12 protein-coding genes are annotated in these 13,708 nt (G+C 69.4%); 8 read left to right on the forward strand and 4 right to left on the reverse strand.

Annotation, left to right across the window (positions count from 1 at the left end; genetic code table 11):
* Window positions 1–109: 109 nt before the first annotated feature.
* The 6 genes from Dsi01nite_RS23460 (at window position 110) to Dsi01nite_RS23485 (ending at window position 6,584) form a co-directional block, all read left to right on the forward strand.
* Window positions 110–2,353, forward strand: coding sequence for an immune inhibitor A domain-containing protein (locus Dsi01nite_RS23460; protein WP_308442092.1), 2,244 nt, complete (start codon window positions 110–112; stop codon window positions 2,351–2,353).
* A gap of 51 nt (window positions 2,354–2,404) precedes the next feature.
* Complete coding sequence (locus Dsi01nite_RS23465) at window positions 2,405–2,836, forward strand: hypothetical protein (RefSeq protein ID WP_203848388.1); 432 nt, start codon at window positions 2,405–2,407, stop codon at window positions 2,834–2,836.
* A gap of 37 nt (window positions 2,837–2,873) precedes the next feature.
* On the forward strand, window positions 2,874–3,395 hold the full coding sequence (locus Dsi01nite_RS23470; RefSeq protein ID WP_203848389.1) for a peroxiredoxin: 522 nt from the start codon (window positions 2,874–2,876) through the stop codon (window positions 3,393–3,395).
* Window positions 3,392–3,946 carry a DsbA family protein gene (locus Dsi01nite_RS23475; protein WP_203848390.1) on the forward strand — a complete coding sequence of 185 codons (555 nt, stop codon included), beginning with the start codon at window positions 3,392–3,394 and terminating at the stop codon, window positions 3,944–3,946. The genes Dsi01nite_RS23470 and Dsi01nite_RS23475 overlap by 4 nt, the downstream gene beginning before the upstream one ends.
* Before the next feature lie 447 nt (window positions 3,947–4,393).
* Window positions 4,394–5,020 (forward strand): GOLPH3/VPS74 family protein, encoded by a 627-nt coding sequence (locus Dsi01nite_RS23480; RefSeq protein ID WP_203848391.1) that lies wholly within the window; start codon window positions 4,394–4,396, stop codon window positions 5,018–5,020.
* Window positions 5,021–5,066: 46 nt separating this feature from the next.
* Window positions 5,067–6,584 carry an APC family permease gene (locus Dsi01nite_RS23485; RefSeq protein ID WP_373318818.1) on the forward strand — a complete coding sequence of 506 codons (1,518 nt, stop codon included), beginning with the start codon at window positions 5,067–5,069 and terminating at the stop codon, window positions 6,582–6,584.
* An 84-nt stretch (window positions 6,585–6,668) separates the two neighbouring features.
* Here the strand turns inward: Dsi01nite_RS23485 and Dsi01nite_RS23490 are convergent, their stop codons facing one another.
* The 3 genes from Dsi01nite_RS23490 to Dsi01nite_RS23500 form a co-directional block, all read right to left on the reverse strand.
* Window positions 6,669–6,863: a hypothetical protein gene (locus Dsi01nite_RS23490; RefSeq protein ID WP_203848393.1), complete on the reverse strand. Its 195-nt coding sequence runs from the start codon at window positions 6,861–6,863 to the stop codon at window positions 6,669–6,671.
* Entirely contained in the window at window positions 6,860–7,942 is a 1,083-nt protein-coding gene (locus Dsi01nite_RS23495; RefSeq protein ID WP_203848394.1) for a LacI family DNA-binding transcriptional regulator, read from the reverse strand. Before Dsi01nite_RS23495 ends, Dsi01nite_RS23490 begins: the two co-directional genes overlap by 4 nt.
* A gap of 140 nt (window positions 7,943–8,082) precedes the next feature.
* Complete coding sequence (locus Dsi01nite_RS23500; RefSeq protein WP_203848395.1) at window positions 8,083–9,192, reverse strand: MBL fold metallo-hydrolase; 1,110 nt, start codon at window positions 9,190–9,192, stop codon at window positions 8,083–8,085.
* Window positions 9,193–9,492: 300 nt separating this feature from the next.
* Between Dsi01nite_RS23500 and Dsi01nite_RS23505 the strand changes: the two genes are divergently transcribed.
* Entirely contained in the window at window positions 9,493–10,869 is a 1,377-nt protein-coding gene (locus Dsi01nite_RS23505) for a helix-hairpin-helix domain-containing protein (RefSeq protein ID WP_203848396.1), read from the forward strand.
* Window positions 10,869–11,921: an OmpA family protein gene (locus Dsi01nite_RS23510; RefSeq protein ID WP_203848397.1), complete on the forward strand. Its 1,053-nt coding sequence runs from the start codon at window positions 10,869–10,871 to the stop codon at window positions 11,919–11,921. The genes Dsi01nite_RS23505 and Dsi01nite_RS23510 overlap by 1 nt, the downstream gene beginning before the upstream one ends.
* Window positions 11,922–12,018: 97 nt before the next feature.
* Here the strand turns inward: Dsi01nite_RS23510 and Dsi01nite_RS23515 are convergent, their stop codons facing one another.
* Entirely contained in the window at window positions 12,019–13,620 is a 1,602-nt protein-coding gene (locus Dsi01nite_RS23515) for an alpha/beta hydrolase (protein ID WP_239136119.1), read from the reverse strand.
* Window positions 13,621–13,708 lie beyond the last annotated feature (88 nt).

Raw genomic sequence — 13,708 nt, forward strand, 5'->3', positions numbered from 1 at the left:
GTCGGGTATGGGGGTGTTCGTCGGTGGTGGTGCCGCATTCGCGGTGCCGGCAGCCGGGGGACCGTCCGTAGCCGACGCCGCGTCACCCTCCGACGAGCTGCCTAACCCGTTGGAGGAGAAGCGACGCGAATCCCGTGAGGTCGCGATTTCGCAGATCCTGAGCGGCCAGGCGACGCCGGAGAAGCGTGGATCCAGCACGGTCGTCAAGATCGGCCAGAAGGGCCAGACCGGTAAGGGTGGCGACACCAAGACCAAGAAGGCCCGCGTCGACCAGTACGTCGAGCTGAGCCGAGAGAAGACCGACAAGATCTTTGTCGTGCTCGCCGAGTTCGGCAACACGCGGCACCCGAGCTACCCGGACCAGGACACGTCCGCCGCGACTCCTGGCCCGACCACGTTCGACGGGCCGCTGCACAACGCGATCCCCGCCCCGGACCGGTCGGTCGACAACTCGACCGTCTGGGAGCAGGACTTCAGCCAGCAGTACTTCTACAACAAGTACTTCGCCACCGGTAGCGGTGCGGAGTCGCTGAAGACGTACTACGAGAAGCAGTCCTCGGGCCGCTACAGCGTCGAGGGTCTCGTCACCGACTGGGTCAAGGTCCCGTACAACGAGGCCCGGTACGGTCGCAGCAACGGCTACCCGTGCGCCAGCAACGTCTGCAGCAACACCTGGTACCTGATCCAGGACGCGATCACCGCGTGGGTCGCCGGCCAGCAGGCGCAGGGCAAGACCGACGCGCAGATCAAGGCCGCGCTGGCCTCCTACGACCAGTGGGACCGGTTCGACTACGACGGCGACGGCGACTTCAACGAGCCCGACGGCTACATCGACCACTTCCAGATCGTCCACTCCGGTGGCGACCAGGCCGATGGCGATCCGTACCAGGGTGAGGACGCGATCTGGAGCCACCGCTGGGCGGCGTTCCAGAACTTCACCAGCGGCCCCTCGTTCAACCAGATGGGCGGCACGCAGATCGGCACCACCGGTCTGTGGGTGCGTGACTACACGATCCAGCCCGAGAACGGCGGCCTGAGCGTGTTCGCGCACGAGTACGGCCACGACCTCGGTCTGCCGGACCACTACGACACCTCGGGCGCCGGCGGCAACGCCGAGAACCCGGTCAACTGGTGGACCATCATGGCGCAGAGCCGGGTCAGCAAGCCGGGCGACCAGAACATCGCCGACCGGGCCGCCGACCTCGGCGCCTGGGACAAGCTGCAGCTCGGCTGGCTCGACTACGAGATCGTCGTGGCGGGGCAGAACAAGACGCTGGAGCTCGGGCCGCACGAGTACAACAGCAACAAGGCCCAGGCCGTTGTCGTGGTCCTGCCGAAGAAGCAGATCGTGACCCAGCTCCCGGCTCCGCCGGAGGGCACCAAGTCATGGTGGAGCGGATCCGGCGACGACCTCAACAACTCGCTGGCCCGCACCGTCGCGATCCCCGCGGGCACGACGACGCTGAGCTTCAAGGCGGCGTGGGACATCGAGGACTGCGGCCCCGACGCGTGTGACTACGCCTACGTCGAGGTGGACGACGGCACCGGCTTCAAGTCGATCCCGGGCTCGATCACCACCGCGGCCGAGGGCAACGGCATCGACGGGACCAGCGCGGGCTTCGTGCCGGCGACGTTCGACCTGTCCGCCTACGCGGGCAAGACGGTCGGCCTGCGGTTCCACTACTTCACCGATGGTGCTGCCGGCGGCCAGGGCTTCTTCGCCGACGACATCAAGGTGACCAACGGCGCGACCACCGTCTTCGCCGACGGTGCCGAGGCCGGGGCCAACGGCTGGACCGCGGTCGGCTTCACCGCCGTGGGCAGCACGCTGACCACCGCGTTCGACAACTTCTACATCGCCTCGAACCGTCAGTACGTGTCCTGGGACCAGTACCTCAAGACCGGGCCGTACAACTTCGGCTTCCCGGCCAAGCCCGACCTGGTGGAGCACTTCCCGTACGAGCAGGGCCTCCTGGTGACCTACTGGGACACCTCCTACTCGGACAACAACACCAGCCAGCACCACGGCGGTGGCCTGATCCTGCCGGTCGACGCGCACCCTGACCTGATCTACAAGCTGGACGGCACCCCGTGGCGTCCGCGCATCCAGGGCTACGACGCGACGTTCGGCACGACCAAGGCCAGCTCGTTCACCCTGCACTACGGCCCGAACGCCACCCCGAGCTACATCCGGGGCCAGAACGGTGTCGCGACGTTCGACGACAGCAAGAACTACTACAGCGAGGACCCGGCCACCAGCACGTACTACGGTGTGAAGGTCCCCAACAACGGTGTGAAGATCAAGGTTGTGTCGACCAACGGCACCACCGTGAAGGTCAAGATCACCGGCTGAGCGGATAGTCGCTAGTTGGAACCAGGTACGGCGGGAGGAGGTCCAAGTGCTATGAACCGCACACTGGGCCTCCTCCTCGCCGTATCCCTGGTGCTGGGCGGATGCGCCGCCAGGTCCACTGACCAGGCCGCCGCTCCGTCGCCGTCCCCTTCGTCCACGCCCGCGCCGTCGCCCTCGGGGTCGAAGGCCGCGCCCAGCCCCGGCGCCTCGGTGCTCACCACCCTGCCGTCCGGGGTGCCGAAGACCACCGCACCGCACGAGCCGACCGACGACTTCTCCGTGCTCACCACCACCGGCCAGATCCGCCTCGATGGTGCCTGCGTCGAGCTGGTCACGGACAAGGTCGTGTGGCTGCTGATCGGCCCGCCCGCCGCCGGGCTCCGGGCCGGCCAGAAGGTCAAGGTCACCGGCCTGCCCGATCCCGGCTTCGAGTCGCAGTGCACCGGCAGCCCGTTCAAGGTCACCACGGTCACCCCGGCCTAGTGACCCGCCCTGCGGCGGCACGGCGAACCGTTGAGGTATGAGCGGTTCTGTATCCCAGTCGGTGCCCCCGACCGTCCTTCAGGCCGGACAGCGCGCGCCCGACTTCGAGTTGCCCGACGCGCCGGACCACCGGACCGGCACGACCCAGTTCCGTGGCCGCCCAGCGGTGCTCGCGTTCTATCCGGCCGACTGGAGCCCGGTCTGCGGCGACCAGATGGCGTTGTATCAGGCGGTCATGCCGGAGTTCGAGCGCTACAACGCCGGGGTGCTGGGCATCTCCGTGGACAACGTCTGGTCGCACCGGGCCTTCGCCGAGGACCGGGGGATCACGTTTCCGCTGCTGGCGGACTTCGAGCCCAAGGGCGAGGTGGCCCGGCAGTACGGCGTCTACGACGAGCAGAGCGGGGTCTGCCAGCGGGCCCTCTTCGTGCTCGACGGTGAGGGCATGGTGGCCTGGAGCCAGGTCGCGCCCTCCGGGATCAACCCGGGGGCCGACGGGATCCTCAACGCCCTCGACGGGCTGACCGGGATCGACAGCGGACGGCGGCCGGTGCTGTGACCACGACCCCGTTCCAGGTGACCGTGGCCCGGCTGGTGGTGCCGGTCGGGCCCGACGATCACACCCTGTCCGACGGTCAGGTGTCGCTGGTCGAATACGGCGACTACCAGTGCCCCTACTGCGGCATGGCCCACACGATCGTGCAGGACCTGCTGCGGCTGCGGCACGAGACGGTCCGGTACACCTACCGGCACTTCCCGCTCACCAACGTCCACCCCTACGCCGACCTGGCCGCGGAGGTCGCGGAGGCGGCGGCGGCCCGGGGGAAGTTCTGGCCGGTGCACAACTGGCTCTTCGAGCACCAGCGCAGCATCAACCCGCGCCAGCTGATGGTCGGGGTCGAGCGCCTGGGCCTGCCGTCGGAGGAGATCGCCGGCGAGGTCGGCGCGCATGTGCTGCTCGACCGGGTGCGCCGCGACTTCGTCGGTGGGGTCCGCAGCGGGGTCAACGGCACGCCGACGTTCTTCATCAACGGAATCCGCCACGACGGCGGCTACGCCCTCGAAGAGCTGCTCGAAGCGGTCGACGAGGCGGCCGAAGCGACTGTCTGACCTTTCGCGACGTGCGGCCGACTCTCATCACGCGCCGTGTGGGAGCCGGCCCGCACGCGTGTCCCCCGCCGGTTACCCAGCGCAATATCGACGGGTGACTTCTGTACCGCAATCATCAGCGGGTAATGCGCAACAATGCCCTCGACCGTACGGATCCGAATGTTACCCAGGGTACGAGGCGGTGACGTTTGGACCCGAATTAGGACTGATCACGCTCGGTAGCCTCTGCAGGCTGAGCCAGCCGTCAATATCACTTACCGGATGGCCGTTGATTCAAATCCTCATTACATAAGTTGCGTGGCCACGTCCAGCCGTGCATGCTTTCGCGTTGGGTCCGGGAGATCTTTCGGGACCAAACTGAGCTGAAGACGGAAGTGTGGTGACAGTGCGCGCCAGGCTGGGGTTCGTGGCGCCATTCACCCTGCCCTCTTCGAGGAGTGCGGGCGGATGCTGCTTGCCGATGACTTCTTCCTGATCGCGCACGACGACCGGGACGGTCGATCCCGCCTGTCGCAACGGGCGGTCGAACTCGGTCTCGCGGGCGCGATGCTCGGCGAGCTGGTCCTGGAGCAACGGATCGTCTGCGAGGGCGACCGGCTCCGGATCATCAGCCGGGAGCCTCCCTCGGACCCGTTGGCGCACACCAACCTCGCCACCATGATCGCTGAGACGCAGCACCGCGAGATCCGCACGTGGCTGCTCTTCCTCGGCCAGACCGCCGTCGACGCGGTCGGCCAGCGGCTCGCCCGCGTCGGGCTGGTCGAGCAGACCCAGGTGCGGCGGCTGCTGCGCAGCTCGACCCGCTGGGTGGCCACCGACATCAACCTGCCCGCCGGGCGGGTGGTGCGACTGCGCCGCCTGCTCACCGGTCACGAGCCGATGCGGGTCGCAGACACCACCCTGGCCGGTCTCGCCGACGCGACCGGGCTGTCCGGTCACGTCCTGTGGGACACCGACCAGAGCAGCGTCAGAAGACTTCAACAGGCGGTCAGCGCACTGCCGCCACCGCTGCGAGACCTGATCCTCCAGGTCGAGTCGGCGGTCGGCGACGCGGTCCTGTCGCAGCGCGGTTAGCGGACTTCCCTCTCCCCCTTCCCCCCTCAAAACCCCTGGAGGATCGATGTCCGCAACGTCGCATGCGCGACCGAGCGTGGTATCCCAGGCACTGGCCCGAGACCGTCTCGGCGTGCCGTCCGTCATCATGTTCGCCCTCACGGCGGCCGCCCCCCTCATGGTGGTCGGCGCCCTCGTCTCCTCGGCGTGGGGGTGGGTCGGCGTCACCGGCTTCCCCCTCGCCTTCGTGATCATCGCGGTCGTCCTGGCGCTGTTCAGCTTCGGCTACGTCGCCATGTCCCGGCACATCACCAACGCCGGCGCGTTCTACAGCTACATCTCCCAGGGCCTCGGCCGGCCGCTCGGCGTCGGTGGCTCGCTGGTCGCGCTGCTCGCCTACAACCTGCTGCAGATCGGCCTCTACGGCGCGTTCGGCTTCTTCGCCTCGGTCATCCTGGCGGAGAAGGCGGACCTGACCGTCGACTGGTGGATCCTGGCGCTCGCGCTCTGGCTCGTCGTCGCGGTCCTCGGCCTGCTGCGCGTCGACGTCAACAGCAAGGTCCTCATGGTCCTGCTCGGCGCCGAGCTCATCGCGGTGACGATCTTCGACTTCATCTTCCTCAGCAACCCCGCCGAGGGAGGCGTCAGCCTCGAGCCGTGGACCTGGGGCTCGCTGAAGGACGCGGCCGGCCCGGCGTTCGCCGTCGCCGTCACCGCGTTCGTCGGCTTCGAGGCCGCACCGGTCTTCGCCGAGGAGGCGCGCAGCAAGAACCGGACCGTCGCCCTCGCGACGTTCCTCGGCCTCGCCGTGATGGTCGTGTCCTACGCCGTCACCAGCTGGGCCGCCGCGGTCAGCATCGGCGTGGACGCCACCGTGCCGATGGCGCAGACCCCGGAGATCGCCCAGGCCGGTGGCCCCTTCTTCCCGACCCTCGCGGAGAAGGGCGGCGCCTGGGCCGCCGACCTCGGCCTCATCCTGCTGACCACCAGCATCGCGGCCGCGGCCCTGAGCTACCACAACACGACCGCGCGCTACGCGTTCGCGCTCGGCCGTGAGCGGGTCCTCCCGGCGTTCTTCGGCCGCACCCGGGCCCGCTCGGGCGCCCCGGCGGCGGGCTCGGTCTTCCAGACCCTGATCGCGCTCGCCGTGCTCGTGCTCTTCGCGGTCCAGGGCTGGGACCCGATGCTCAACCTGTTCTTCTGGCTGGGCACCTCCGGCGGCGTCGGCGTGCTGTTCCTGGTCTTCGCGACCTCGCTGTCGGTGATCTTCTACTTCGTGAAGGACACCCGCGGCGAAGGCGCCTGGGCCCGGCTCATCGCGCCGATCCTGTCGACGGTGGCGCTCGGATACATCATCTGGCTCGTCGTCGACAACTTCGGCGGCCTGCTCGGCTTCCAGCCCGGCACCGAGAACGCCGCGGTCTGGGCGTTCCCGGCGGCCTACGGCGCGGTCGCGGTCATCGGCATCGTCTGGGCCCTGATCCTGCGGGTCACCAACCGCCAGGACTACGACTCGATCGGTCTCGGCGCCCGCGCCAACACCGCCCGGGCCGACGCCCCGGACTACGCCTCGCAGCAGTCGTAGTTTCCTGCACGACTGTAGTTTCCCGCACGACGACGAAAGAGCCGGGGCGGACCGCCCCGGCTCTTTCTGTGCAGCTGGACCAAATTACCCGTAGGTGAGGGCCGGCGTGGGCTCGACTCGGTCGGCCGCGCGACGCAGCGTGCGAGCCGTGAAGTTGCGCATCTTGCCCATGGTCACCGACTCGCGGCGACGGTCGTCGATCACGGGGGCGTTGGGCATGGCCGAGTTCGCCTCCAGGCGGACGGCCTCCAGCGACATGATCAGGGCGATCGGGGTCATGACTTCTCCTTGGCAGTGTTGGGTCCGGTGGTCGACCTGACCACCAGGGATACGGGCAGCGTCAGGCGACGCAGCACCGGGTCTTCGGGCGGGTCGAGCAGCAGCTCGCCCGCGAGCCGCCCGCGCTCGACGCTGGGCTGGCGGATCGTGGTGAGCCCGGCGGCGTCCGCCTCCGGGATGTCGTCGAAGCCGGTGACCGAGACGTCCCGGCCGGCCTGCAGGCCCCGGACCCGCAGCGCGTCGAGCACGCCGAGGGCCAGGACATCGGAGGTGCAGAGGACCGCGGTCGCCCGGTCGAGCCGGTCGAGCGCGTGGGCCGCCGCCTCGGCGCCCTCCTCGCGCTGGTTGCCCGCCGCGTTGATCAGCACGACCCGCTCCCACGGCACACCCGCGGCCAGGAACGCGTCGCGGAAGCCGCGGACCCGCTCGCCGGTCACGTAGTAGCGCAGGTCGTCCGGGTCGGCGTGGACCTGTCCCGTCCTACCCCCGGACACGCCGTCGTCGACGATCCAGTGCGCCACCACCGCGATGTCGCGGTGGCCGAGGTTGACGATGTGCTCGCCCAGCCGCCGGGCCGCCGCGCGCTCGTCGATGCCGACGTAGCTCGCCTCCGGCCCGAACGCCTGCGGGTCCTCACCGATCACCACCGGCACGCCGCGGGAGCGGACGAGCTCCAGCGCCGAGTGCCAGTCGGGGACGCAGTAGAGGCAGAAGGCGTCGACGGCGGCGTTGCTGATGACGCGCCGGCCGGCCGCCTCGTCCTTGGGCAGGTTGAGCAGCAGCAGGGAGGTCTCCCTTGCCGAGGCCGCCTCCGCGAGTCCGCGCAGGTAGGCCACCGCATAGGGGTCGGTGAACGCCATCGACAGGTTGTCGGTCAGCAGCACACCGATCGCGTTGACCTTGCCGCTGCGCAGCGAGCGCGCCGTCGGGTTGGGACCCGAGTAGCCCAGCCGCTGCGCCGCCGAGAGGATCCTGGCGCGCAGCTCAGGAGAGAGCTGATCCGGTCGGCTGTATGCGTTGGACACCGTGCTGCGTGACACGCCGAGCTCGTCGGCGATGGTCTGCAACGTCGCCTTCATGATTCAGGCCCCTCCCTTCTCTGCATCGATCCAGAACCTTCTGTATCGATACAGTACGTCGGGAGGGTCGCATCCGCCAGTCATTTGTCGGGTCCTGGCGTGTGTGCCCTGACACGTGCCCTGACCTGGCTATTTAATCCTTACGCAATCGCGCGCCACCACGGTTCAACTGCCGGCAACGCGTCGATGTTGATCCGGTCACCTGGCCGGGGGATCGCCAGGGTGATGTCCCGCGCGGCGGCCTCGTCCAGCAACCGCTCGACCGGCTCCGACCACGCGTGCACCGCCAGGTTGAACGTGCACCAGTGCAGCGGGATCAGGACCCCGGCCCGCACGTCGAGGTGCGCGCTCGCCCCGTCCTCGGGCTTCATGTGGATGTCCGGCCAGGCGTCGCCATACGCGCCCACCTGGATGAGCGACACGTCGAACGGCCCATACTGCTCGCCGATCTCCTTGTAGCCGCCCCAGTAGCCGGAGTCGCCCGTGTAGAACAGGCTGCGCCGCTCGCCCTTGACCGCCCAGGACGCCCACAGGGTGCCGTCCCGGGTGAACCGGCGGCCGGAGAAGTGCCGGGCCGCCGTGGCGGTCAGCGTGACGTGCCTGACGTCCACCGACTCGTCCCAGTCCAGCTCGACGATCCGGTCCAACGGCACGCCCCAGCGCTCCAGGTGCGCCCCGACGCCGAGCGGCACGAGGAACGGTGCCTGCTGGCTCCTGGCGAGCGCCTTGATCGAGGCCAGGTCCAGGTGGTCGTAGTGGTCGTGCGAGATCACGATCGCGTCGATCCGCGGCAGCTCCTCGACGCCCAGTGGCATCGGGTGCAGGCGCTTCGGCCCGACGAACGACGTCGGCGAGCAGCGGTCGCTCCACACCGGGTCGAACAACACCCGCACGCCCTCGACCTCCGCGAGCGCCGTTGAGTGCCCCAGCCACGTGACGTGCAGGTCGCCGTCCTGCTTCGCCGGGAACGCCGGCTTCACCACCGGAATCACCCCCTTCGGCCGCCGCGGCTGCTGCCCGAAGATCAGCTCCTTGAAGGCCGCGCCCATCGCGCCGTCCGGCAGGATCTCCCGCGGCACCGGGTTGACGAACTTGCCCTCCCCGTATTGCGGGGACCGCCGCATCCGCTCCGCCCGCGCACCCGAGGCCACGGCGCCCAGCTGCGCCGGAAGGTCACGCAGCGCCCACGCCACCCCACCCGCCGCAGCCGCGATCGCCGCCAGGGTCAGGACCCGTGTCGTCTTGCCCATGCTCCGTCGACCTCCAGTTCACCCGCTTGTCGTGAGCTTCAGCACCAAGCTTTCCATCGGCACCGCATCCACGGTTGCACGGATTTTCCGCTGTTCCGGCCGTCACTGCCCGTCACATGGCCTCTCATCAGCGCAAATGCTTCCGAGGGTGGCGGGCCGCCCCGCCGACGCCGTGAGCGAACAGACAGAACCGGCAGGTCGTGCCGTCTTTCCGGCTCTGTTGCCAAGCATCGAGGTATGGAAGGCTGCCCGCAAACTTCCCCCTTTCACGCGTCGGTCACTTTCCCCCGGAGGCCCGTCGTGACCTGGTTCATCAACCAGTCACTGCTGTTCATCGTCATTGCGTTCCTACTCGGCCTGCTCGTCGGCTACCTCTGGTGGGGCCGTCAGGTGCGCCGGATTCGCTCCCAGGAAACCACCACCACTCCCGCGACCCCCCAATCACTCGTCGCCGCCGTGCCGGCCGAGCCGATCGCCGACCCCGAGCCGGTGGCCGAGCCGATCGCCGAGCCCGTTGCCGAGCCCGTTGCCGAGCCGGTGGCCGACTCCGAGCCGGTGGCTGAGCCTGTCGCCGACTCCGAGCCGGAGCCGGCGACGGTCACGGCTTCCGCGGCCGAGCCGTTGCCGGCCGAGCCCGCGGCGAGCGACCCGCTGGTCGAGGACCCGGCGCCCGTCGCGGTCGCCGAGGCCGAGCCGGTTGCCGAGGCCGAGCCGGTTGCCGAGGCCGAGCCGGTTGCCGAGGCCGAGCCGGTCGCGGAGGCCGTCCCTGCCGTCGAACCCGAACCTACCCCCGAACCCGAGCCCGTCGCCGAGGCCGAGCCGGCCGCTGTGGACAACTCGGTCGTTGTGGATGACGAACTGGTCGCGGACATCGAGTCCGCGTTCGCGGCGGCCCCGGTCGTCGAGGACGCGCCCAAGGCAGAGGACGACCTCGCCAGGATCGAGGGCATCGGCCCGAAGATCGCGGCGGCGCTGAAGGCGGCCGGGATCACCACGTTCGCCGCGCTTGCCGACGCCGAGCGGTCCACTCTGGAGGATGCGCTCGCCACCGCCAACCTGCGGTTCGCCCCGAGCATCGGCTCCTGGAGCCGGCAGGCCCGGCTGCTCGCCGACGGCAAGGAAGAAGAGTTCAAGGCGCTCACCGACTACCTGATCGCCGGCCGCGAGCCCACCGCGAAGAAGCCGGCCGAGCCGGTGGTCGAGGCCGAGCCGGTCGTGGCGCCCGAGCCGGTGGCCGAGGTCGAGCCGGTCGTCGAGGTCGAGCCGGTCGCTGAGATCGAGCCGGTCGTCGTCCCCGAGCCCGAGCCGGTCGTCGTCCCCGAGCCGGTCGCCGCCGCGGCGCCGGACGAGGCCGAGCCGGTCGTCGCGGCGGTGGCCGTGGACGACGGCCCGCCGGACAACCTGCAGCGGATCGAAGGGATCGGCCCGAAGATGTCGGCCGCGCTCCTCGCCGCCGGGATCCGCACGTACGTGAAGCTCGCCGACTCCGACGTCGACACGCTGCGCACCGCGATCGAGAACGCCAACCTGCACTTCGCGCCCAGCATCTTCACCTGGGCCCGGCAGGCGCGGCTGCTCGCCGACGGCAAGGAAGAGGAGTTCAAGGCGCTGACCGACTACCTGATCGCCGGTCGCGACCCCGCCGCGAAGCAGCCCGCCGCCGGCGGCGAAGCCTGATGGCGGCCACGACGACCACCCGGACCGTGCGGCACGAGCTGCGCAAGGTCAACCCGTGGGTGCCGATCGTGGTCGGTGTCGTGGGGCTGGCCGCGCTCGTCGGCGCCGCGGAGGTGCCGTTCCGGCACCATATCGAGGCGGTGCTGACGGACCACACGAAGGTCGCGCTGAGTAACGCCGGGATCGACGCCGAGGTGTCGTTCACCGGCCGCGACGGCACGGTCCGCGTGGACTCCGCCGACGAGAAGCAGAAGGCCGAGGAGGTCTCCGGCGGCGTCGAAGGCGTCCGGGTCGTCACGGTGATCGCGCCGCCGAAGGTCGAGGTGCCGCCGTCGCCGGTCGCGGTGAAGCTGCTCGTCGACGCCGGCAAGGTCACGCTGACCGGCACGGTGTCCGACGCGGCGGCCAAGTCCACGCTCGGCGACGCGGCGAAGACCGCGTTCGGCGCCGACAACGTCCTCGACGAGGTGACCGTCGATGCCAAGCGCAGCAGCGACGGCGTCAAGGTCGCGGCGCTGGCGCCGGTGCTCGCGGCGCTGGGCAAGGAGACCAAGGCCGGCGTCGTCGACCTGCAGGGCGGCACCGTGACGCTGACCGGCACGGTCGTGTCACAGCAGGTCAAGGACCAGGCGGAGGCGGCGGCCCGGGAGGTCACCGGCATCGTGCGCAACGACCTCGCGATCGGCGAGGCGAAGGCCGAGCAGGTGCAGACGCAGCTGGTGGCGCTGCCGACGGTCGAGTTCGAGAACAACAGCGCCACGCTGACCCCGCAGGGCCAGGCCGTCGTGGCGAACGTCGCGTCGATCCTCAAGGCCAACCCCAGCATCCGGATCAGCATCGAGGGGCACACCGACAGCACCGGCACCGAGGTGCGCAACCAGGCGCTGAGCGAGGCCCGCGCGAAGACGGTCCTCGACACCCTGGTCGCGCAGGGCATCGCGGCGGAGCGGATGAGCTCCAAGGGCTTCGGCGAGTCCCGCCCGAAGGTCCCCGACACCAGCGACGCGGCCAAAGCGATCAACCGCCGCGTCGAGTTCATCGTCCAGCAGTAAGAGCACAGGACAGCAGTAAGAGCACAGGACAGCAGAAAGAGCACAGGACAGCAGAAAGGGCGCGAGGGAAACCCCGCGCCCTTTCTGTCGAACAACCCTAGTGATGCACGGGGTACAGCGGCTCCCGCACCGTCACGCTGCTGTCCGCCCGCAGCGACTTCGCCTGCAGCGACGCCGCGGTCGGGTCGGGCTGCGGCAGCGCGTCACAGGTGGCGTCGGGCTTGTCGCCGGCCTTGCGCTTCGGCAGCTTGCCGGTCGCGAGGTAGTCGGCGATCGCGTTGTCCACGCACTCGTTGCCGTTGAGCGAGTTGGCGTGCGTGGTCTGGCCGACCTCCGCGAGGAGGGCGCCGTGCGGGAAGCGGCGACGGGCCTCGAGGCTGCCCTCGAACGGCGTGGCCGCGTCCAGCGTCGTGCCGACGAACAGCACGCTCTGGACCTTCGAGCCGTCGACCTTGACCGGCTTGGACACCTTGCCGGGCCAGAAGAGGCACGGCGCGTTGTACCAGGCGTTGTCCCAGGTCATGAACGGCGCCTTCAGGAACGTGCGCCAGTTGTCGCGCTCCCAGGTGCTCCAGCTCTGCGGCCACTGGGTGTCGGTGCACTGCACCGCGTTGTAGACCGCGAAGCCGTTGTCGTCGCCGGGCCCGACGTAGTTCTCGTACGCCGCGACGATCAGGTCGGTGTTCTTGTCGTTGGCCCAGCCGGCGAACGCCTCGGCCAGCTCCAGCCACGTCGACTGGTAGTAGCCGGCGTAGAGGAAGATGTCGGCGAACTCGTCCGGCCCGACGACGCCCCCGGCCGGGGCACTGCGCAGCTTGTTCTGCTCCGCGTACCAGCGCAGCTCCACCTGCTGGGCGGTCGTGCCCAGGTGGTAGACGCTGTCGTACTTGGCAAGCCAGCCGAACCAGATCTTCTCGTTGCGCTCGAAGTTCACGTCCTGGTCGAGGTTGGCCTGGTACCAGACCTTCCGCACGTCAACGTTGCCGTCGAGCACCATGCGGCGCACGCGAGAAGGGTGCAGCGTGCCGTAGACCTGGCCGAGGTACGTGCCGTAGGAGAAGCCGTAGAAGTTGATCTGGCTGGCGCCGAGCGACTTGCGGATCGACTCCATGTCGTTGACGGAGTCGACCGTGGTCATGTGGTCCAGCAGCGCGCCGCCGGCCTTACCGCAGGCCTTGGCGTAGTTCTTGGACCGGGTGAGCCAGGTCTGCTCGATGCTCTGGTTCCACGGGATGTACTCCGGACGCGGCCCGTTGAAGTAGTCGTTGTCGCACGACAGCGAGGGAACGCTGGAGCCGACGCCACGCGGGTCGAAGCCGATCCAGTCGTAGGCCTCGCCGGCACCGTTCGGGACGTATTCGCCCAGCACCGACAGGGTCAGGCCGGAGCCGCCGGGGCCGCCCGGGTTGACCAGCATGATGCCCTGGTAGTCCTTCGCGGCGACCTTGGCCTTGATCCGCGACACGGCGATCTGGATCTTCTTGCCGTTGGGCTTGGCGTAGTCGAGCGGGACGTCGAGCAGGCCGCACTCAGCGCCGCGGCGCTGCAGGCCGGGGCTCTCGCACTGCCCCCAGGTGATCTTCGCGGCGCCCGCCGATTCGGCCGCCGGCGCTGCCGAGGCACCACTTGCCGGCGCAACGGCCAGCACCGTGGCCGCCGCGGTGAAGAGGACGAGCCCCTTCACAGTCTTTCGTTCCACAGATCCTCCCAGAGCCGTCCAAAACACCTCATCGGGACGGCAGATTCGGGCAAAACAATGTCACGCTGATCGTTGAACGCCGGCCTGA

This window comes from Dactylosporangium siamense, from assembly GCF_016862795.1.
Taxonomy (GTDB): Bacteria; Actinomycetota; Actinomycetes; order Mycobacteriales; family Micromonosporaceae; genus Dactylosporangium; species Dactylosporangium siamense.